Below are 22,838 nucleotides of genomic sequence, written 5' to 3'. Positions count from 1 at the left end.
AAAGAAAATTATGAAAAAGAAATTAATGTTACTCGTATTTTTTACTTTCACAATCCTAATTAAAGCACAAAACACTAAAGGTATTTCCGGCGATACCAATTGGCTGAATATGTGGACAAATTTTAATCCCAAAACCGCCAATTATAATGAAGCCGACATAATTATAAACGGTGTGATTACGGCAAACATGACATTAAAAAAAGAAAATGTCTACCTATTGGTCGGTACCGTTTATGTTGCCCCCAATGCAACTTTAACCATTCAGCCCGGCACCGTCATAAGGTGTGATACTAAGACCTTAACTACATTAGTAATTACAAAAGGAGCCAAAATTATAGCCGAAGGCACTGAAACAGATCCAATTATTTTTACCTCTAACAAGAACTCAGGAGACAGAAACCCGGGTGATTGGGGAGGCATTATCATTTTAGGAGATGCCCCAATTAACAAAACTGGAGGAATTGCTACTTTAGACTTCGAACTTGATCCACATCAGGCCCTTTATGGCGGTGATAACAAAGAAAGCGATTCTGGAATTTTAAAATATGTTAGAATTGAGTTTTCAGGCAAAAGAACATCTGCCAACAAACCTATAAACGGCTTATCGTTAGCTGGGGTTGGAAGCAAAACAAAATTAGAATATATCCAGGTTACGTCATCTGATGAGGATTCTTTTCAATTCTACGGAGGATATGTAAATGCCAGCAATTTAGTATCTATGCGCTCCGCAGATGATGATTTTGATTTTACCCAAGGCGTTCAATGCAATCTCTCAAACAGTATCGCAATTAGAAGTCCATTCTTATCAGACAGTTACGGATCTCGATGTTTTGAGATGGAAACAGTCGACACTAGAAAAGGCGAAGTTTTAGACAGCAAAAAAGAAATGACCCGAGTAAATGCAACAAATATTACAATGATGCATACCGAGGATATTAATTCTGATACTGATGGACTTAAACACGAAGCAATATTAATTCGTGAAAATACTTTTTTGACATTGACCAATTCAGTAATTTCAGGATTTAGCCACCTCATCATATTTTCAGATACCGTTACAATTTCTGATGAATATTTGGAGAAAATAACTTTAAAAGAGTTGCTTATCAATGATACCAAGATTATTGGAACAACTCAAAACACTGCTACCAATTCTTTCATAAGTAATTGGTATCAAGGAAAACAATTTGGAATCGATTTTGTAAAGGTTAAAAATGATGAATTATTTGCCAATTCATCCATAAGAAAAAAGCCTGATTTTAGAATTAAAAGCCAAAACTTAACTAACTAAAAAATAAATAAAAAAACCAGTAATCGATTAGACTACTGGTTTTTTTTATATCATTTCATTTTCTCTTCACACGTGCATTAAGCTACTATTTGGACTTTATATCACAATGTCAAAAACAATAGCTTAAAATCATTCTTTTTCTACTTAAAGAAGATTATTAATTGGTCTTCTTAATGGATGTTTTTTGCTCTTTTTGCCGAATCAGCAATATAAGAAAGCAACCATGCCATTTGTCCTTGTTTTGTAAAATAGATGTTTTTAGATTTGACATCAGGCATTTTTTCTAATAAAGTAAGCAATAGTGAATTTGCAGCGATTAAATATTTTTGAGAATAGGTTTTCAATACCTTTTCGACATCCTTATTTTGCAATGCTAATGCTTCAAATTTTGCATAATCTGTTTTTATCATAGTATTGTAATCTGCAACATCCTTAATCTCAAACGGACTAAAATTTTCGATTGCACTTTTTCCTTTATACAGCGTGTAAAAAGCCCAAACGGCGCCTCCAGACATATATACATTTTTTTTATTAAAAGCTTTTGGACTTTTCTTATACAAGTTATCTGTTTGCTCTCTTAATTCTGGTAATGAACTAACCAGCAAGTCATTAAATTCAGCAATTGAATTGGCTTTTCCATTTTTGCTTATTTTCTCGGTAAAAGTTACAGTTCCTAAATCTAATGTAAGAGGATAAAACAACAGAATATCCTCTTCACTAAATTCTTCGACATATCCTCCTTTAGTATTTCCGCCTCCAATATCCAGAATCAAAGAATTCTCATACTCTTTTGGCGGAATACATCCTTTCAATAATAATTTTGCCTCTGTTTCTGCAGTAATTATCCCAACATTAATATTGGTAAAAACATATAATTTTTGAAGCAGGATATCGACATTTTCAGCCATTCCTACACCAGAAGATACAACTATGAAAATATTTTTTTCTTCAATTTTGTATTCTTTAATTAGCTTGGTATAATTTTTCACCGCTACATTAAAGGCATTTTCAATATCAGTTTCTGCTAATTTTTTGTCTATCGCGATTCCTTTCGCAATAGCAACATTTTCTGTCCAAAAATCAACAACTTCGTATTTTCCTCTTTTAATGTTTTGGACATTTATTACCGACATTTTTACTCCCTTGCTTCCTATTTCAATTCCTGCAAAAAGTTCTTGTGAAATCAAACTCGACGGAAGCAAAAAAACAAAAATGATTATGGCTATGAACGCAATATTTTTTTTCATCGTAAATGGGTGTTTTTTAATAATAGCAACTCATTTTATTCAAACCATTGAAAAGGAATTATAAGTCCATTTTCATATCAAAAACAGCTTAGAGCTTTTTGTTTTTGTCGACAAAAATAGATTGCACTATTTTTATTTTAGTTTCTATCGATTCTTTCTCAACCGTTTTTACCAGCCAGTAACAAAGCGAAATAGCCAATACACCAATTAAACACATAAAGATAAAATCTGCTCTATAACTTGCATATGCGACAATTTCCATACCTGTCTTGGCACTTAAGATGTGCGCAAGACTAAAACTCATTGTAAAAACAGACATGTACTTTCCTTCTTGGTTATTGTGTGATCTCGTCATGGCAAATGAATTGGCAAAAGGAAAAGTCAACATTACCCCAAGAGTCATAAAAAACATCATAATATACAATATTCCGTACCATTTGTCATTCATTAATAAAAGACTGTAACTAAGCACCATAAAAGCTAGACCAACCATTATAACGTTCAGCTTGTTAATTCTGTTTCTTTCAACATAGTTAACAATCGGCAATTCAAACAGTAATGTCAATATACCACTAAAGCTTAAAATCAAACCGCTGTTTACTTCTGATAAATTAAATTGTTCTCGGTGGTACAAGGTCAAAGTCGTGAATACTTGAAAATACATAATTCCTGTTATCAGCGAAATGAACATATGCGTTAAAAAAGCTTTGTCTTTCAATATTGCATATTTGTCCAATCCAATATTGTTTTTTTTGAGTTTAAAAGGCAGTTTTCTTTCTTTAACTAAAAGAACAAAAACTAAAACCGCAAGTATACAAGTAGCAGAATCAACATAAAAAAGATATTTATAACCTATCAGCATAATGATAACACCTCCTAAAGGAGGGCCAAATAAGAAACCAAGACTTGTTGCCGATCTTACCAAAGCAAGTGCTCTGGTTTTATTTTCTTTTCTAGTATAGGTGTTCAAGGACACAAGCATTGCTGGCCTAAACATATCGGCAATAGTTGTTAAAAGCAGAATTGATAAACAAAACCCTTCAAACGACTCGATATACTGAAGCATGAAAAAGATTAATCCGCTGCCAAAAAGGCTTCCTATCATAACCTTGTAAAATCCAATTTTATCCGATAATACGCCACTCAGCCAAGTACCTATAAAGGATCCTACTCCAAAACAAACCATAACCCACCCTATCTGATTGTATTCAAAATGAAGGTTCTCTCGCATGTATTTTGAGAGAAACGGAATTACCATTGTCCCGGTTCTGTTTATAAAGGTTATTAATGTCAAAATCCAAATTTCTTTTGGAAAACCGCTATAATTTTCGATGTATTTTTTTCTTAAGTCGCTGATCATTTTTTTATTTTTTTGGTGAAGTTATTTTTTTGGTGCCATCGCAAATGGGCAGAACTTGCCCTTATATACAAATCGCTTTTAATTTAAATAGTGAATTTAATCTTGTATAGACCTATGACATTTTAGGGCGTATATTTTATTTAAAATATGCACCTCAACACAGTCTATTTGGTAATCTTAATTAGATGAATCCTTGTTGAAAATAATGGTATTTACGACCACTTCTTTCATCCATTTAATCGTTTCGATTACACCAGTCTCTTTACAAATCATGTTGCAGTTTTGATGTCCCCACGCCAAATTATAAGGGGAATGATTGAATTCTCCTGTTTTTAGCTGATTGATATAAAAAAGGTTTATCTGGCTAATATCTTTTTCAGCATCTGACTTCTCGCCAGATTCAAAAAAGTTGATTAGAAAAGCCTCTGCACTTAACTTTTTCAAACAAAGAGGGCAAATAGTGTTTTGAACATTATCAATAATTCGCGTCTTATAAAGTCGGTCATTATTTGATAATTTTTGATTATTGCAGGCTGTAGTTATAGCCGTCATACGATGTTCAATCTCACTTTCCGTCATTCCTGCGCCTAATGCAATTTCCTTAGAATCATAGCAGAGTCAGAATAAATATTCTAATTGCAAGTGGCAGGATTTGATTGTAAAAAGAGGAGCATATTCAGCAACCCTGATTCCGGCACCTTTACAGTTGCTGGTATTAAAACCTAGAATAATTTTTTCTTCGTCTTTTGAAGATGACGATAATATTCTTGCAACAAAATGACCATCAATAGGCGCTGTTCTCTTTTCAGCTACAGACAACTTATTTTTGTAGGGATTAAACTTGTTCCATTGCGCTCTTGTCTCGTAATGCAAAATAGCATTAACACCAAGTTTTAACTTCTTGGCTTTCATTACAATTAACACATCAGGATTTGTGTAATAGTCGTCAGGACTTATGACAACGATGAAGCCACTTTCGAATTTTGACGTCAAAATAGAAATATCGAATAAATCAATGGATTCAAAAGGAATCAAAACGGTGCCGTTTCTATTGGCTCTATTTTGAAAAATCACATCATCATTCGCACTTCTTGTTTGTCCGGTCTTGTAAATTTTACTTTGCAGTAAAGGAGGTAGTTTAGGTAGTCTTTTTGCCATAGGTTAAGTTAGTTGGTTGTTAATTTTATTATAGATTTGGCAGCAATATCTTCTTTACATTCTTTAATTTAATTTTAAATATTCATAGTAAACACGGGGTTTTTTGATTAACTTTTAAGGATAATTTTCTAATTCACAGTTCTTTTTAAAAATTTGATATAATAATTCATTAATTTTATAAAAAACTAGCTATCAGTATTTTAACAAAAAGTCATTTTTTAAAAAGTAATAAATTTCAAGCAAACGTTTAAAATTTCATTGATTAACCAAACTTAAACATTTGTTAAATAAAAACAAAACTATTTTATTCACATCTTAAAATAAATGGATAATATTACTATTATGATGGACAATCTTATTATTATCTCGATCACTTACTTTAAGAAAATACTTTTACAAGCCCATAAAATTACTAGGAAGAATTTATTAAATCTTTGTAATGGATTATCTTATTATTAAACCAACATTAAAAAAGAAAACCATAAATATTCACACAAAAATTATTGGCTAAAATCTAAAGGCAAAAACTTTTTATATCTGCTGAATTCAATAGTACAGAATAATCAAAACCAACATCATAATCAACTAAAAAACAATATTATAAAACCTAATTTTCATAAAAAACATCTACTCCTAAAAAATAGTCAAGACGATTTTATTTATAATTTATAGATCATTCAAAAATCATTTTCTAATTAAAACAGAAGAAAAATAAAAATGTACTTTAGTAATAAATGCTTTTTATGTTCACATTAAATTATCATGGAAAGTTCAAAACAACACGATGAATTTCGGAAGGAAAAATTAATATCGCTGCCTAATAATGTTTGGCAAAAAGCAATTAAAGAAAATCCTGTATTAAGTCATTTATATATAACTCATATTGGATATTTCCCTAAAGCCACTTATTATTACAGAGAGCAAAAAAAAGGATGCACAGATAATATTCTAATTTACTGCGTACGTGGAAAAGGCTGGCATAGTGTGAATAACAAGCGTTTTGAAATTAGTCCAAATCAATTTTTTATAATTCCTGCAACAAATGAGCACATAATTTACGGAGCTGATGAACATGATCCTTGGACAATATACTGGGTTCATTTTAGCAGTCGTGAAATAGATGTTTTTAATAAAAGTTTCAATATTGGTTTGTTCGACGGCCCACGACAAATTGCCTGTAACGAAAAAGGAATAGAACTATGGCATACCATGTACCAAAGTCTTGAAATGGGTTATGGAAAGGAAAACATTACCAAAGCTAATTTATGTCTGTACCATTTTATTTCCTCCTTTTTATATCCTGATGTCAATGTAAATGAAAAAAAGCAGGACGAAAAAGACTTTATAAGCAACACCATTACTTATATGAGGAACAACTTTGCCGGAAAACTTACTTTAGAAGATTTGGCTTTAATAAACAATTTGTCACCTTCGCATTTTTCATTGCTTTTCAAAAAAAGCACTGGTATGGCTCCATTGGACTATTTTATTCACTTAAAATTGCAACACGCATGTTTATTATTAATAACCTCAGAGGTTAAAGTAAAAATTATCGCTGCTGATTTGGGGTATGATGATCCTTATTATTTTTCACGTCTCTTTAAAAAACACATGAAAGTATCCCCATTGCAGTATCGTTTTTCTCCTCAATCGAAATCATTGTAGCATTGTATCGGAAATACAAAAACAATAATGCTAAATTAAGTTAGCTATAAACTTTTTTCTTTTTGTTTTGATTATTGGGTTCTATTTTGGTTATACTACAACCTCGTTTACATCTATGAAGGTGTAAACTTATCATAAACTAGTAAATTATTTACTTTTAAAATTAACTAACAATCAAGAGCGCGTGTCTTTTTTTTTAACATAAACAACTGTAACAGCGTAAATTATATTTAATTTTACAATTAAATTATTAAAAAAAGTAGTACTTTTATCAGTAATTATATTCACTGCCTCAAATTCAAATTTTTATTAGGTAATAGCATCTCGGTAATTATTCTGTTTCTTAAAACTTAATAATATGGTTATAACTATACTTTGCAGGCATTCTGGTCAAACTGTTTTTCTATCTTATTTTTTAAGATATCCAGCACTATGCATTGAACTTATTAGTTTTATAATCTACTGTTTTAGAGATAAATTTAATCAATTCCACATTGTTCAGCATAAACTTCTTAAGTTAAAAAACTCATTTACAAGAAAACACATTTTTACTCTTTTAAGTAATCAATTTAGCATTGCTCCTATTTCCTCAATATCAGCACTAATTTCCTATACCTTGAAAATCAATTTTACAAACTATTCTTTTAGGAACAACTACTGTTTAGTTTATCAGATTTAAAAATCAGCAGAAAAAACCCATTACAACTCTTAAATAAAATCTCAAAATGAACCCTCAAGATAAAATCCTATTTATTCTAATCAAAAAATGTAACCATGAAAAAAATTATGAAAAAATTGTATTTACATCTGTTAATACTGTTTTTTCCAATCATAGTATTGGGACAAGCAGATCTTATGGAAAAACAAACCAATGAAGGAAATCATCTTACTGATTCTATTGAACCGATCATTCCTATCTCAAAACAATCGTTGTTAAGAGATATTGATGTGATTTTTAATTCTAGAATGGCCTACAACAGTTACTTCACTGATGGAAACCATGATATATCACATTTTAACGTTGATCAGCTTCGATTTGAAATCAAAGGAAAGATTCATGATAAAGTATATTTCAGATTTAGAAATCGCTACACTCGTGAGCCAGTTCCAGGAAATCTTGACAATATAAGCCGTGCGGTCGATCTTGCTTTTTTACGAATTGACTTATCGAAAAGAACCAATATCTCTATTGGAAAACTTTGCGCAGACTGGGGCGGATACGAATTTGATTTTAATCCCATTGACATCTTGACTTATAATGATGTTATCGAATATGCCGACAACTTCTTGGTAGGTGTCGGAGTATCGCATACCTTAGAAAACGGAAACCATTCCTTTTCATTTCAGGTCCTAAATTCAAGAACCAAAACGTATGAGGAACAATATGGAGCGAGTGCTCCTCCCAATATCGAAGCTTCAGAATTTCCTTTGGCTGCAGTAGCAAACTGGCGAGGGAAATTTTTTGGAGGAAAATTTGAAACAACCTACAGTTACAGTTTTTTTAATGAAGCACAAGGGGCTCACATGAACTACATTGCGCTGGGAAATAAATTTACGGCAAATAAATTAGTCGTTTATTATGATTTTCAATATCGTAACGAAGGCCTAGACCGTTTGGGTATTGTATCGAGCATCATTAGCAGCCAGTATCCTTATGCAGCACAAAAAGTAGTTTATCATGAAAACTGGCTAAGAGCTGAATATCTGGTTACACCTAAAATCAACTTGCTATTAACCGTTATGAACAGCAATCATTTATGGAAAGACAACCCTGATCCCAATGCAAATGATAAATTATCTACAAGCTGGGGTTTAATTCCAACTGTACAATATATGCCATTTAAAGACTTAAATCTAAAATTCTATTTGGCTTATACGGCCAGAAAATACAACTATACCAGCTATGCTGAATCGGCTTTTGGTGTAAAAGATTATACAACAGGTCTTTTGGCAGTTGGATTCATTGCTCCACTATTAGTATTATAACGTAATAGATATAAATAAAAAAATAAACCACTCTGATAGTAAAGCAGAGTGGTTTATTTTTTTTTACTTACATAAAATCAAAAGAAAGAAGTTTTTAACTGATAGAAATTTAGCCCTTTAAAAAGCTAACAGTATCTACTAAATTCTCTTTACTGATAAATGATGTTATATAATCATGAACTTCATTTTTTATTTCATCTCGAGTTGCAAATGAGTTTATATGAAACTCGTCGTCCTGATCAAGAATATGAATTATTTCAGTGTAGCCTTTAGTTATTAAACTTCCTTTTAATTTAATAATATTAAGTTGCTGATTTCCGTTTACATCCTTTCGGATTTTTAGTTTAATAGCTTGTTCCATGGTAATATTTTTATTTCATTATTACTATAGCTTGGGTTCTCTAAAAGTAATACTATTTATTAATAGAACATCATATTGCAAACACAAAATAAGGGTCCTTAACACTCAATTATCAATAAAACAATTTTTAAACTTCTACGCGAAGGTTTTAATTATAATTATTAAAATTTTAATAAAATTATCATCGATATTCTTTTGGCGAAATAAACAAACTTCAAAAAATCTATAGAACTCGCTTCATTATTTAGTGCATTTCTAAAAATTTTACCGCCATCCCATCTCTGGAGCTATATATTTTAATATAGAAGAAAGTATATGTACATTGTAATCAACACCTAATGTATTAGGAATTGTAAGCAACAATGTATCAGCTTCTTGAATCGCCTCATCTTTTTTTAACTCTTCAATAAGTTTATCTGGTTCTGCCGCATAACTCTTTCCGAAAATTGCTCGTTTATCACTTTCAATATTACCAAAACTATCAGATCCTCTGCCTTGATCGCCAAAGTAGTACTTGTCCTGATCTGTGACCAATGCAAAAATAGAACGGCTAACTGAAACTCTTGGTTCGCGATCATGTCCAGCTTTTTTCCACGCTTCCTTATACAATCTGATCTGCTCGGCTTGTTGAATATGGAAAGGTTTCCCGTTTTCATCATATTTCAGGGTAGAACTTTGCAGATGCATTCCGTTTTCTGCCGCCCAGACTGCAGTAGCATTAGATGCGGCGCCCCACCAGATTCTTTCGCGTAATCCTTCAGAATGTGGTTCCAAACGCAACAAGCCTGGCGGATTTGGAAACATAGGAAATGGGTTTGGCTCTGCAAATCCTTCTCCATTAAGCTTCTCTAAAAATTCTAGAGCTTTTTTGCGTCCCATATCTGCATCTGTTTCACCTTGCTCGGGTTCATATCCAAAAGCGCGCCAACCGTCAATAACCTGTTCTGGCGATCCTCTACTTATTCCTAATTGCAATCGTCCTTCTGAAATTAAATCAGCTGCACTGGCATCTTCAACCATATATAATGGGTTCTCATATCGCATGTCGATTACTCCTGTTCCAATTTCAATTTTACTAGTTTTAGCACCAATAGCAGAAAGTAAAGGAAATGGTGATGCGAGCTGTCGCGCAAAATGATGCACTCGGAAATAGGCGCCATCCAAACCAATTTCCTCTGCTGCAACAGCCAAATCAATTGACTGAAGCAATGTATCGCTTGCTGTCCTAGCTTTATAAGAAGGATGATTGGCCCAATGCCCAAACGACAAAAATCCAATTTTTTTCATTGATAGCATTATTTTTAGTTCTACTATCAAATATACGCATCATTATTAAGTGCGTATGCAAACTTTTTACAAAAAGTAATCATCAAATTACTCTAATGCTTTTTTATTACAAGTTCTAAGGCAGAAAACCATTCATCATACAGTGTGTCAAAATTCTCCTTTTCCCAACCATCATATTAAGTGAAATCTATTTTTGTTGTAGAATCATATTCAAATGAAATTCTTATTTAGACAATTCTAGTTGCTTAATTTTTACAGTCTTTACTGCAACTGGCTTTCCAACAGTTTCTGCAACATAGTCAGATCCTCATCGTCATTTAATTGTTCATTTTGATAAACAAGTTTGCCCGTAGCATCAATTAAAAAATACTGTGGAAAACTTACTACATTTAAGAGACTTTGTATTCTATCGCCTTGAACATAAGCAGGAAGATCGCATGTCTGCAACCAAGGCATTTGGTATTTATTCAAAGAATCAAACCAAATATCAGACTTCGCATCTGTTGAAATAGAAATTAACTGCAGGCCTTTCGATTTATATTTTTCATTAATCACTTTTAAAGTTGGGATCTTTCTGATACATGGCGCACAACCTTTTGACCAAAAACAAAGAAGTATAAGTTTTTTATTTTTAAAAGAAGATGGCAATTCAAAATGCTCTCCTTTGTCGGTTGAAAAAGAGAAATTTGGTAAAACATGGCCAACTGTAAGCGATAGCCTTTTATTAATGTATTGCCCAACTGATTTTCCTAAATCGCTTTCTTTCAAATTATTGCTCAACTTATTATAAGTAGCGTCAAGCCTTTCAGCAGAAACTGGATGATTACCATTTACTATTTCCTTATTGAAAAGATATAATGAAATGTAGGCATCAGGGTGTGATTCAACAAACTTTATCCTTTGAATCAGTAATTTTTCTCTCCAGTCTGAAATAATATTCCATAAGGAATCTTGCTTAGCTAGTTCTAAATGTTTACTTCTCGCATCGTAGTAAATATCAAAAGTCGCTTTGGCGCTATCTGCACTTGGTCTTGTCAAACGTCTGTATTCTTTTTGTTCTTCATTAAAGGGAATATTGAAAGATTGAAAATCGTTTAAGAAATCTTTCATATTTAGTTTCACGATATTAATTTTCATATCCTGCGCACCTATAAGTATAAAAAAATTTCCCACATATTTATTATCCTTCTGCACACTAAAATTAGCGGGTTCATAATCTTGCTTAATTTCACCAGATAAATAAAATTTGCCGTTTTTCTCTTTTACACTTATTGGGCTAAAAGATGAATTATTTGAAGAAAGCATAATTTCCGCTCCTTTATATTGAGCTGGAATAGTACCCGAAATCGAAAATTTATGCTGCGCGACCAATGGCACACAAAAAAATATCAAAAGGATTGATGTTGTTAATCTCATAATTGTAAATTTATTTAATGTCCCTTTATAGTTTTTTTTTTACGAAAGATGACCAAAATGTATTATAAAAAACAAAACGAGTTAAAATACATTAACTCGTTTTTGCTTTAGCTTCTTTAAAATGATGAAGCCATTTATTCTATTGCTTTATTTCTTAAACTTAAATTTAGGGGCAAAATAAAACAGAATTTAGATTTTACTCTCATCATCAACAGCATCCTGCCATTTATCCCAAACCTTAGTTGCAGCATTATAGCCATCATAACCATAATTCTGACTTAATTGACCTTTGATGTTAGGTTCAATAGCAAGTTTGAAAGGAATTGGCCAATAATTATTACGCTTGTCCATAGTATAGAATTTTACACCTGGTTTAAGCGCAATTCCATTTGGATATTTGTTGTAAAGTGTGTAATGAACAATACGCTGCCACCAATAACTTCCTCCAGTTGCATCTTTCCCTGATTGTTTGTCCCAAGTTGCTTTATTATAGGTGTTACCCCACTCATCTGGTTTTCCGCTCATCGCCAAGCAGTGCGAAATACGTTTTAACTCTACATTTCTCCATTCTTCCATATAAAGCTCTCTTCCTCTTTCTGCACAAATATCACCAATAGTTACAGTTGTATACATTTGTGAAGCTTTAGCTCTTGCTCTTACAACATTCACATCCTGGGCCGCTCCTGTAGCATTACCTTGGTAAAAACGAGCTTCTGCACGTAATAAATAAGTTTCTGCTAGACGATAAATGTACAAATGTGCACTTGCTCCTGCCGTAGCTCCCTGAAAATCATTTGCTGCTGGATTAGCTTCCGCTACAACATCATGATAATAGATTTTATAATGAGGAAAATCATACCAATCACGAATAGAATCTGTTGCTAACAATTTACCAGCTGCATCTTTCATTCTGAAATTTTGTCCCGCCCATGTAGCACTTCCACCTGCTCCAGGAGCGTATTTAAGGTCTTCCATATTCACCCAGTTACCAACAGTACTGTTGTGTCTAAGATCTTGCTTGTCCTCAACACCGTTTACAACCCACATAGGATGTTGCGAATAATAAGAACCACTTATTGTACCAATACCACGTCCTAAAGCTCTTTGGTAATCATACTTTGCATTATAATTTGTTTTGTCAGTCAATGGAAAACGCGGTGCTGCAGTTTTACCATCAGGAGTAATCAAATTGGCATCGTTCCAGTTTGGCCCAAAAATTCTCATTGAGGCAAATGCTAAAAATGATTGTGCTCCTCCGTTTGGTGCCACTAAAATTGCTTCAGTATTAGCAACAATTACTTTGTTCTCAGGTCTATGCAAATCCCAAATTACATTTCTCGTAATAGGCCATGCAGTAGGATTTCCCCCTGGATCAAAAATTCCTAAATTCCCTTGTACCAAAGAGTAACCTGATCCATTAATCAAAAGGTTAGCTTGTGCCTCAGCATCAGCAAATCTTCCAGAAGCCAAATAACACTTAATTAACAATTGACGACAAGCGCCTTTGCTCACCATACCAACATATCCTATTTTTGACTGCTCTGGAACCCATTGTACAGCTTTCTCCATATCAGCCGTAATCATTTCAATGATAGCTTCTTTTTTTGTAGAATAATAGCTCTGTTTTGGTACTTCCAAGATTTTAGTGATCAACGGAATATCACCAAACTGATACACTAGATTAAGATAACGGTATGATCTGTGAAAATAAGCTTGTCCGATATATTTATTTTTAACCTCTTCAGATAAAGTTTTTATATTACCAATGTAAGTTAATACTGTATTCGCATTCTTGATACCGGTATATGCTTCAGTCCAAAGGAATCCAAGATAAATTGATTCACCTCCGGCATCTCTTCTATATATATCTGTACCAGCTGAAGGAACTATATTCGCAGCATAATCAGCGATGTTACTGCCTGTATCTGTTTTTCCATATTGCGCCATGTCAGAGAAAAGATATTCCGTACCAATAGGCACGCTCACACCCGAAAAGTTGTAGTGAACGTAATTATTACGAAGCTGTTTATCACACTGTGCTAATGTAGCCTGCAAACCAGCTTCTGTTGTAAACGTAGTCTCTGGGTCATAAAATGAAAGCGGATCCGCATCAAGGAAATCTTTTGAACAAGAACTGGACAATACAGCCAATAGTACAAAAGGCACCAGTCTTGAAATTTTATTATTTATATATTTTTTCATTGTTGAATAATTTTTAAAGTTGGAAATTAAAACCTAAATTAAACTGTCTTGTAGCCAATCCTCCTGTTTCTGGATCTCCAAAATATTTCCATTCTTTAGAAGCAGACCATGTTGCCGCATTTTGAACAGAAGCATAAATTTTAATATTTTTAATATGCGCGCGATCTAAAAGATCTCTAGGAAGCGTATAAGCTATCGAAATGTTATCTAAACGCACAAAACTGCGATCATACAATCTTCCTGGTGCAACTGGAGCACCGGCAGGTCCTTTAGCGTCTAGACGAGCCCATTCGTTTGTTGGGTTGTCAAGTGTCCAATACGGATTTACATATGGATTAAAGTTAAATTTATACAAACTGCTATCGTTGAAAGTGTTCATATAAATTGAACTAAGTGATTTTCCTCCTGCATAAGAATACATACTGATTCCTAAATCCCAGTTTTTGTAAATCTTAAAATCATTGCGTAAGGTCCATTGTACTGGAGGCGTTGAATTTCCAATAAACTGTTTGTCTTTTTCATTATAAACTGCTTTTTTATAAGCAACACCATCTGAATCAACTGCATCTACATCATCTGCTGTATAGCTGTTTTGAACTTTTGGATCTCCAGGACGCTGTCCATATCTTTGAGCTTCTTTCCACTCATCTTTTTGCCAAATTCCTGTTACTTTATAATCCCAAATTTGAGAGATCGGTCTTCCTATAAACCATCCATTAGTTGAATCATCACCTTCTTTTTTCCCAATAACATTACCAGCAGCATCCTTAATATCAACCATATTGCCATATAATGACACAATTTTATTTTCGTTATAAGAAATACCGAATGTAGTACGCCACTCAAAGTTTGGTTTTTTCATATTAAGTGTGTTAATACTAAACTCAAAACCTTTATTTTGAACTTCTCCAAGATTGGTTGCAATAGATGAGAATCCAGTGAAACCAGGCAACGATTGACTCATAATCATATCATGAGTAGCCGTTTTGTAAAGATCTAAAGTAGCTGTAATGCGATCATGTAAGAAACCTAAATCAAGACCAATATTTGTTGATGTTGTTTTTTCCCATTGCAAATTTGGATTTGCCATACGGTCAAGTGATAAATACCTCATCTCAAGCGCTTTTCCTGAAGCATCTAAATACCCCATTGTACCATTATTTACTAAGTTTGCCAAAGAAATGTACGGATCTGCAAGCGATCTGTTACCATTTTTACCCCAAGACAAACGCAATTTACCAGTGCTCATCGCATCCCATTTAAACCAATTTTCATTCTTGAAGGTCCATGCAACACCAAAAGAAGGGAAAACTGCATAAGGATCTGAAGCTCCAAATGCTGAATATCCATCACGACGAACAGTCGCCGTAAACATATAACGATTATCAAATGAATAGAAAAGTCTTGCCATCAATGCATCTGCCGTTTCATGTGTATCGTTTGATCTAAGTACGCTATTTGCCAATGTTGCAGTATTAACATTGTGAAATCCTAAAGCATCTGAAGGTTGAATATTATTGGCATCCATTCCATCTGACCAAAAGCGACGTTCCTCAGCTTCTTGAACAAAAGTTGCAATGATGTGGTGCTTTTCTGCAATCGTATAATCCCATGCTAATGTATTGTTCAAGTTATAATCAAACCTCATTTCATTATTTCTAACTGCTCCAGTAGTCGCTGGTGCCCAGTTTGGATTTTGTGTCGATCTGAAATCACGTCTGTGAAAAAACTGATAACGAGGCGCGATATTAAATGAATATGTAATACCTAAAGGCAATGTAACTTTTGTATTGAAAACCGAATTCAATGTAACATAACCTCTCTCCTGCTCAATAAATTGGCGGTCGTAGTAATAATTATAATTCTGTCCTGAAACGTTTTTCCCCATTGGCTGCCTCTCATACTTGCCGTTTGCATCTATAAAAGTTCCGTACGGGCTGGTTCTCATCATATTATTTTGACCAGACGCTGTTCCAAGTTCTGGAGTAATATCTCCATCTGTTCTATCTTGAAAATTAACGTTTGCACTAAAGTCAAGCCAATCTGTAATTTTAGCGTCAACTTTCATATTTGAACGAGCTGATTTATAATCATTTCCAACAATAGCACCTTCTGAAGTTAAATAACCAAAAGACATGTAATAGTTAACCTTGTCGCTTGCCCCAGAAATACTTAAATTATTGTCATGATTAATTCCTGTTCTGAATGAGCTATTGCTCCAATCATGTGTTTTATCAGCAAGGAAATTTGCCATTAACGAAGGATCAAAATTCAATCCTAAACGTGTTCCCCATACTTCTTTACTGCTTTTTCCAGCTGTTTGAGTAGCTGGCTGATACGCTAACCATTGCGCTTCAGTAATACCCCATTTTGCCAAATCATTTGGACTTGAAAAATATCCAGGCTTACCATTAGCAACAGTTCCTGCTATCCATGCTTCGTATTGCTTCGTTGTTGGGTTAACACCATAAGTTTGAGCAGTTTCCCAATCTTCACGATATTTTAAATATCCTTCTGGAGAATACACACCACGATAAGCGCTCTTGTTGCTAATTGTTGTGTTTGTAGTAAAACTTACAATAGGTTTACCTGTTTTTCCTTTTTTAGTTGAAATAAGAATTACCCCCGCAGCCGCTCTCGATCCATATACAGATGCAGCCGAAGCATCTTTTAGGATATCAAGTTGCTGAATATCATCAGGATTTATTTCTGATAACTCACCATAAAACTGCATTCCGTCTAAAATAATAAGCGGTGAATTATGAGGACCACCTGATTTTTGATCATTCCCTGTATACACAGAAGTCTGTCCACGAATCTGGATGCTTCCACCTCCTTTTGCCGAAGGATCATAACCAACTCTTACACCTGGAGTACCTCTTAAGATGTCCTGAACTGTCTGCGGGTTTTGGTTTGCAAGTTTATCTGGCGTTACTTGAACAATTGCTCCAGTTAAATCCTTTTTCTTCATTTTACCGTAACCTACTACTACAACCTCATCTAATGAAGTAGTAGCTTTTTTCATTTTTACAGTAATTGAAGCTTCGCCTTTTGCGCTAACTTCGGCAGTTACATACCCTAAATAAGATACCACTATTACTGCATTGTCATTATCTACCTTTAAAGTAAATTTTCCGTCGAAATCTGTTGAAGTACCATTTTTACTTCCTTTTTCTAAAACTGAAACTCCTGGCATCGGCATGCCGCTTTCATCAACTACTAGTCCCTTGATGTTTTTTTGAAAGTCTGCATTTTGATGTTCTTTTGCACTTTTAGAACTAATTGCGTATCCATCAATCTGAGTTAAAGAAAGCAATGCACAGAGCATTATCATTTTCTTTTTCAAACTAAATACCGATACACAATCAGGACCATTTTTAATCCTAATAAAATTTGTCATTTTTGGTTCTACTTTTTGGTTAATTAATTAGTTAGTGTGAATCACTGCGACTAAGGTGGAATCGATTAGTGATCTGCTGTGCAAAATTGGATAATAATGGTTCTGAGGAGGGGTAATAAAATACATTTTTGGGGATACTATAGTCTTGCAGATGCAATTCAACTCGTTTTTTGCCTTAAAAAAATGGCATCAATAAAAAAAAGCAGGAAAAATTACATAATATTCAAACGAATTAAAATCAAGGCTAAAAAGGGATATCAAATCAGGTTTATTTTCAAAAAACAAAAAGCATTATTCGGTAGCCCGATTTTATCAAAAATATAAATCATCAAAATTGGTGCATAGCGTCTTTCAAACAGCAACACTGTGTAACTATCACACTTATAATGAATACTGTTTTGACAACAAATAGTCTAAAAACAAAAAAAGCTAAATCTTTCGATTTAGCTTTTTACTATTTAATGGATGGCAATTACTTATTTCACATCAAACCAAAGTTTGGTAGTAAGAAGGTCTTTTCCTTGAGCCGCAACTGCTGCCTGATAACTAACTCCGTTTAAAGATTGTTCTGTACCTGGATAGAAGAAACGCGAAGGCAATTGTCCATCTAGAACCGTAGCAGGCCCAGCTTTTAATACTGGAAAATCAAGTCTTCTCCATTCTGTAAATGCATCAAGGCCTTGCCCGTAGAATGCAATCCATTTTTGAGTACCAATTGATTTTGCATAATTAGAAGCATCATATTTTACAGTTGCTTGATTTAAATAATTAGCAATAACTGTAGCATCTGTAATTCCGAATTGATTGAAAGATGCTGTGATAGCACTTTTATAAAGCTGTTCTGCATTTCCAGAAATATAACCTCTAGCCACTGCCTCAGCAAGATTAAACAATGTTTCTGAATAAGAAGCAATTACAGCCGGTGATGTTGAAGTCAGGAAATAAGTTCCTGGTTTTGATGTTTTTGCAAAACCTTGGCTATTTGCATCACTATTTGACAATCCGTTTGCTCCTCCAACATATTTCCCTACACTTGCATCTGATGGCAATTGTGCATATACAGGTAAACGTGGGTCAACTAACTCATTTAATTTATCAACCATAGTTTTTGAAATACGATAATCATCTCGAGTTTCAAACCATGCCGAAGCTGGATTTTGCTGAGGCGAACTGATGTATGTAAACTTAAAAGTATCATTATTACTGCTAAGTACTCCAGCTGCATCGCTTGTCGCATCAATTGCTGCCTGTTTTGCTAAAGCAGGTTCTCTATCTGAAATTCTTAATGCAATACGCAAACGAAGTGAATTTACCAGTTTTTTCCATTTTTGAATGTCTCCTTTATACACTAAATCTCCTGTAACTGCTCCATTTGATGCATTTAATAAAGACTGAGCTTGTTTTAAATCTTCAAGCAATCCTGTATAAACCTCTTTTTGAGTATTATATGCTGGCGTTACTTTTTGACCTGCTTCTTTATACGGAATACTTCCGTAAGCATCCGTCAGCAATAAAAATATCCAAGAACGCAATGTTAATGCAATTCCTTTATAGTTTGAATTTGCCTGTTCCGCCGGAAAATTAATAATCGTGTTCAAATCTGTAACCAAAGTTGCATATCCTGTATTCCATAAAGAGGTGAAAGAAGTATTAGATACATCATATCGATCTGGTTCAGTATACTGGATTTTAGCCCAATGCTGTACAAACAATAAAGACGAGTCAAAATTATTTGTTGACCCCCAATATAAATCGGCGCCCTGTTTTAACGTTCCTGTCAACAGATAAGGTGCCAACGGTGTTTCGGTTGCATTTGGATTTTTATTAATTTCATCCAAAGTATCGCTGCAAGAAACCGAAGCTAGCGATAGTGCAAACAGCGTTATATATGATAGTTTTTTTAACATGATTCTGTGTTTTTAAAATTTAAGATTAACATTAAGACTGTAATTTCTCGTCGTTGGTAAAGCTAAACTCTCCAACCCTTGAGCATTTCCAGTATTGAAAGCTGTTTCAGGATCAATATTTGGTGCGTCTTTATAGATAAAGAACAGGTTACGACCAACAGCAGTAATACTTGCTCCTTGTAATCCAAGTTTTTTAGCAAATGCTTTATTGAAATTATATGCCAGTTTTATCTCTCTCATTTTTACAAAAGTTGAGCTGTAAATGTAGGCCTCGCTAATGTTGTATGATGCTTTGTAATACTCCTGCGCACTAAGCACTGAAGTGTTTTTTGTTCCATCGGCATAAACTCCGTTAAAGATCATACCGTCATCATATACTGTTGCACCACCCGGAGCAGCTGCACCTGCTGGCAATAACGTTTTTGTAGTACCAGAAATATAGTAGTTTAATCCACCATTCGCAGCATCACGACCTGGCATTGTTTGAGCTAAAACTCCTGTATAATTTCCTGTTCTATTTGTTCCAGAAAAAAGTTCTCCACCTACACTTGCATCTACAAGGAATGACAATTCAATATTTTTATACGTCAAAGTATTGGTTACACCTGCTAAATAATCTGGAGTATAATGTCCTAAAACTTTCTTTGCTGGATCAGCTTTTGGCAATCCATTTGCTCCAACTACAATATTTCCGTTTGCATCACGCTGATAAGCTGTTCCGTAAAGTGCTCCATAAGCTTGCCCGACAGATGCTAACACATCAACTCCTCCAGATGTACCAATTGTGTAGTTCTGAATTTGTTTGTCATAATCCAGAATTTTTACTTCACTGATATTTCTTGAATAATTTACACCAATATTCCATTTGAAGTTTTCAGTTTGAACCGGAGTTCCATCTAACTGAATTTCAATACCTTGATTATTAATTTTTCCTGCATTGATCAATTGTGAATTATAACCACTTGAAGCTGTAGTTTTTATCTCTAAAATTTGATCAAAACTATTTGTATTATAGTAAGCAGCATCAAAATGCAATCTGTTTTTCCAGAAAGAAGCTTCTAAACCAACTTCAGATGAACGAGTCGTTTCTGGCTTCAAGTTCTCATTCAATTTCTTTTGAGAAGAAGTTTGAATCGGATTTCCGTCGAATGCTGTCTGAAAATTATAAACTGTTGATAATTGATAAGGATCAGCATCATTTCCTACTTCAGACCAACCACCACGCACTTTTAAGAAATCAAGCGTATTGCTTTTAATATCCAAAGCATCAGTTAAAACTAAACTTCCATTAATAGAAGGATAAAAATAAGAACGATTACTACTTGGCAAAGTTGACGACCAATCGTTACGAGCCGTTAAGTTTAAAAACGCATAATTTCTGAAACCTAATTGTGCCGAAGCATATGCACTGTAAACTCTCAATCTAGATAATGTGTTTGATGACGTTAACGGATCTCTTGAATTTGTCAAAGTGTATAAATCTGGTACAGCTAAACGCGGCGCTTTTTGATAGTTGTTTGCATCACTGTGGTTACGAATATTGAATCCACCAAGAGCATCTAAACTAAAATCATTATTCAGTTTTTTAGTGTATTGCAGAATTCCTTCTGTATTTTGTTCATTTACAGTATAAGCATCTTCTGCATAAGACCCAAACGGAGTTCCGTTTGTACCGTATTTAATTGTGTATTTTCTACGATCGTTATAATAATCAACTCCTGTACGGAATCTAAAATTAAGTCCGTCGATAATTTTTACATCTAAATGAACATCACCAATTATACGATTACGTTGCTGGCTTGTAGTATTATAATAAGCATTCCAATATGGATTGCTATAGTAGCTGTTATTCCAGTTTTGGTTCCAATTTTTATCTAATTGATCAATATCAACCTGACGCCCGAACCAAAGAAACTGAAGCATTACTCCCGCTGCACGTCCACCTGATGGGCCTCCTGGCAATGCTGGAGCATTTGTAGTAATATAATTTGCAGTAACACCAACTTTAATATTTGGAGATATTTGGTAATTCGTGTTCACACTGAAGTTTGTTTTATTTACTTCACTATTTGGCACTGTACCTAATTGTTTTTGGTTGTTTACTCCTAAACGAAAATCTGATTTGTCATCTGATTTAGCAATAGAAACGCTATTATCATAAGTAAGACCTGTATTAAAAAAGTCTTTCACATTATTAGGATGCGCCACAAAAGGCACTGCAACACCATTAGAGTAAAATTGCGGAATCAAGCGTCCATCCATTTTAGGTCCCCAGCTTTCGTCAACTCCGTCGTTAACACCGCCTCCTTTTCCATCAATATAACTGAATTTTCCGTTTGAACCTTGACCAAATGTATTTTGATAACTCGGCAAAGTACTAACTTCAGAAACTGTTATTCCAGAGTTAACAGTAATCCCAAGTCCTTTTTGACCTTTTCCAGATTTTGTTGTAATAAGAACAACACCATGTGCTGCACGCGATCCGTAAAGTGCTGCCGCGTTAGGACCTTTTAATACCGTTAATGTTTCAATATCTTGCGGATTTAAATCGGAAATTGCGTTTTTGAAATCTCTCGTTGCGCCTCCAGCATTCAACTGTGAATTGTCTACAGGAATTCCGTCAACAACAAATAACGGCTGATTATTTCCTGCAATAGAAGTTTCTCCACGAATAATAATACGTGAAGATCCCATATCTCCTTGAGAATTAGTAATACGAACACCAGCTAATTTACCACTAAGACTGTTTAAAAAGTTCGTCTCTTTAGTATCTGATAATTCCTTTCCTTTAACTGCCTGAGTAGTATATCCTAATGATTTCTTTTCTTTTGTAATACCTAGCGCAGTAACTACAACTTCTGAAAGCACATTCTGTTCTGCAGTAAGATCAATAACCACAGCATTTTGATTCACAACAACCTCGGCTTTTTTATAACCTAAATAACTTACGATAAGTGTGTACGGAAATTTTTGTCCTGTCTGGAAAAAGAATTTTCCATCTAAATCTGTTACTACTCCGTGTGTAGTGCCTTTAATGTTTACCGAAGCACCAATTACAGGCTCCTTTGTAACAGCATCTACTACTGTTCCTTCAAGTTTTGACTGGATTAAAGGTTTAGTCTCTTGAGCCCTAAGCCCTATGGAAATCAATAAAATGCATAACCATGCATATGTATTTAATTTTTTTTTCATTACTTTGTTTTAGTTTAATAAATAAGGTGACCCGAAAACGGATTTTCCGTCCTCGCTGTCCTTATAGAGATGAACAATTTCTTTTAAGCTTCACCATTTCTGCTGCAACAGAAATGGTTTTTTATTTACTGCACATTCGTTTTTTCATTTTCTTTTTTTCTTTTTTGATTATTACTATTTGACTTGGATTTTTGCAAGATTTCATTCTGCGATTACGAATTTATCTTGTGCTATATTTTGTGATTTTGAGATTCAAGAATTCTTAAAAAACGTCAACTTCAAAAAGAAAATGGTTTAAAGACGTTCTTGTCTACTCAAAATAAAATGTATTAAATGCCTATTTTACTGGGTTATTTTTAAACTCTA

General features: G+C 33.9%; 12 protein-coding genes and 1 pseudogene. 3 read left to right on the top strand and 10 right to left on the bottom strand.

From position 1 onward, the window contains the following. Positions 1–10 precede the first annotated feature (10 nt). Positions 11–1,291 carry a hypothetical protein gene (locus tag RB619_RS20530; RefSeq protein WP_308100971.1) on the top strand — a complete coding sequence of 427 codons (1,281 nt, stop codon included), beginning with the start codon at positions 11–13 and terminating at the stop codon, positions 1,289–1,291. A gap of 170 nt (positions 1,292–1,461) precedes the next feature. Here the strand turns inward: RB619_RS20530 and RB619_RS20525 are convergent, their stop codons facing one another. From RB619_RS20525 to RB619_RS20515, 3 genes and pseudogenes are all read right to left on the bottom strand, one after another. Beyond that, the gene (locus RB619_RS20525; RefSeq protein ID WP_308100970.1) at positions 1,462–2,538 is read right to left on the bottom strand and encodes an exopolyphosphatase; all 1,077 of its coding nucleotides are present in this window, start codon (positions 2,536–2,538) and stop codon (positions 1,462–1,464) included. A gap of 88 nt (positions 2,539–2,626) precedes the next feature. Beyond that, a complete protein-coding gene (locus tag RB619_RS20520) occupies positions 2,627–3,898 on the bottom strand; it encodes an MFS transporter (protein ID WP_308100969.1) in 1,272 nt (423 codons plus the stop codon). Positions 3,899–4,075: 177 nt separating this feature from the next. Then, positions 4,076–5,056, bottom strand: a pseudogene (locus tag RB619_RS20515) (BstXI family restriction endonuclease). Between the two features lie 762 nt (positions 5,057–5,818). On the opposite strand from RB619_RS20515, the gene RB619_RS20510 reads away from it, so the two are divergent. Together RB619_RS20510 and RB619_RS20505 are read left to right on the top strand one after the other, a co-directional pair. Further along, a complete protein-coding gene (locus RB619_RS20510; RefSeq protein WP_308100968.1) occupies positions 5,819–6,721 on the top strand; it encodes an AraC family transcriptional regulator in 903 nt (300 codons plus the stop codon). A gap of 774 nt (positions 6,722–7,495) precedes the next feature. Beyond that, a complete protein-coding gene (locus tag RB619_RS20505; RefSeq protein WP_308100967.1) occupies positions 7,496–8,707 on the top strand; it encodes a porin in 1,212 nt (403 codons plus the stop codon). A 109-nt stretch (positions 8,708–8,816) separates the two neighbouring features. Here RB619_RS20505 and RB619_RS20500 read toward each other — a convergent pair whose 3' ends face one another. The 7 genes from RB619_RS20500 to RB619_RS20470 all read right to left on the bottom strand — a co-directional run bounded on the left by RB619_RS20500 (position 8,817) and on the right by RB619_RS20470 (position 22,472). Continuing rightward, the gene (locus tag RB619_RS20500) at positions 8,817–9,068 is read right to left on the bottom strand and encodes a hypothetical protein (protein WP_308100966.1); all 252 of its coding nucleotides are present in this window, start codon (positions 9,066–9,068) and stop codon (positions 8,817–8,819) included. 264 nt (positions 9,069–9,332) lie between these two features. Further along, a complete protein-coding gene (locus RB619_RS20495; RefSeq protein ID WP_308100965.1) occupies positions 9,333–10,364 on the bottom strand; it encodes an LLM class flavin-dependent oxidoreductase in 1,032 nt (343 codons plus the stop codon). A 252-nt stretch (positions 10,365–10,616) separates the two neighbouring features. Beyond that, a complete protein-coding gene (locus tag RB619_RS20490; protein WP_308100964.1) occupies positions 10,617–11,771 on the bottom strand; it encodes a TlpA disulfide reductase family protein in 1,155 nt (384 codons plus the stop codon). A gap of 189 nt (positions 11,772–11,960) precedes the next feature. After that, positions 11,961–13,973: a RagB/SusD family nutrient uptake outer membrane protein gene (locus RB619_RS20485; protein ID WP_308100963.1), complete on the bottom strand. Its 2,013-nt coding sequence runs from the start codon at positions 13,971–13,973 to the stop codon at positions 11,961–11,963. Between the two features lie 13 nt (positions 13,974–13,986). After that, the gene (locus tag RB619_RS20480; RefSeq protein ID WP_308100962.1) at positions 13,987–17,373 is read right to left on the bottom strand and encodes a SusC/RagA family TonB-linked outer membrane protein; all 3,387 of its coding nucleotides are present in this window, start codon (positions 17,371–17,373) and stop codon (positions 13,987–13,989) included. A gap of 476 nt (positions 17,374–17,849) precedes the next feature. Then, a complete protein-coding gene (locus RB619_RS20475) occupies positions 17,850–19,280 on the bottom strand; it encodes a SusD/RagB family nutrient-binding outer membrane lipoprotein (protein ID WP_308100961.1) in 1,431 nt (476 codons plus the stop codon). A 12-nt stretch (positions 19,281–19,292) separates the two neighbouring features. Next, entirely contained in the window at positions 19,293–22,472 is a 3,180-nt protein-coding gene (locus RB619_RS20470) for a SusC/RagA family TonB-linked outer membrane protein (RefSeq protein WP_308100960.1), read from the bottom strand. Positions 22,473–22,838 lie beyond the last annotated feature (366 nt).

The sequence above is a fragment of the Flavobacterium sp. LHD-80 genome, from assembly GCF_030929605.1.
GTDB lineage: Bacteria > Bacteroidota > Bacteroidia > Flavobacteriales > Flavobacteriaceae > Flavobacterium.
Note: the sequence above shows the minus strand (reverse complement) of the source record. Positions and strands in the feature narration are given on the sequence as shown.